Below are 770 nucleotides of genomic sequence, written 5' to 3'. Positions count from 1 at the left end.
TGCACGCCTCGGCATAGGCGCGCATATTGGCCGGGAACCGCTCCTTGAACATCAAGGCGATCCCCTTGCCCATGACACCGACGGTGTTGACGGTATTCACCAGCGCTTCCACCGGAGCATCCAGCAGATTGCCTGTTGTATATCGAATCATCTGAAATACCACCCATCACGGACATAGACGGGGCGCGCGATCCCCACCCGATTCATGCATTGTTCCACGCGGTTCTTTATCTCTTCGTTGTAACACACCACGCCCAGCAACGCCTCGATGGGGCAATGTTGATGGATCAAGGCCTCGGCCTGATAGCGTTCCAGCTTGCTCAAATCTTCCGCATCACGCTTGAAGTCACGGCGCTGCAACAGTGGCCAGTCAATCCGCCCCAGATCGCCAAGATCGACATAGAAATTGGCCCACTGGTAATAGGCATGGCTATCGGTAAACACAAACGGTAGCCCCAATTCAGCCATGCGATGCAGGCTGGAAACCAGGATCAAGATTTCATCATTTTCACGCTGGGGAACACCGCGCCCTGAGTGAATATTGCTGAGCATGGGAGAAAACGGCGTGAAGTAGAAGGGCACATAGTCATTCAACACGCCGTAAGGAGCCAGCGGCACCGGATGGCGTGCACGCTTGGCAATCAGCTCCGGCAACCCGATATGCACCCAGTGCGGGTTTTGCTGCTGACCATTCCCCGCCCACAGGCCATGGGTCAGGATCCATTCCAGGTTATCCCGATGCACGATCCGGAATATCAGCGCCTTCTGCG

General features: G+C 55.8%; 2 protein-coding genes. Both read right to left on the bottom strand.

Translation table 11 applies throughout. The features are described from left to right. Positions 1–151 (bottom strand): macro domain-containing protein (locus tag AACR93_RS03780; protein ID WP_197077990.1); only part of this gene is annotated, 151 nt, incomplete at its 3' end. After that, positions 148–770 (bottom strand): type II toxin-antitoxin system toxin DNA ADP-ribosyl transferase DarT (gene darT, locus AACR93_RS03775; protein ID WP_156153062.1); only part of this gene is annotated, 623 nt, incomplete at its 5' end. The genes AACR93_RS03780 and darT, both read right to left, overlap by 4 nt.

Origin of the sequence: Aeromonas sp. L_1B5_3, assembly GCF_963866575.1 — a bacterium.
GTDB lineage: Bacteria > Pseudomonadota > Gammaproteobacteria > Enterobacterales > Aeromonadaceae > Aeromonas > Aeromonas jandaei.
This window is presented reverse-complemented; position numbering and strand designations above follow the sequence as displayed.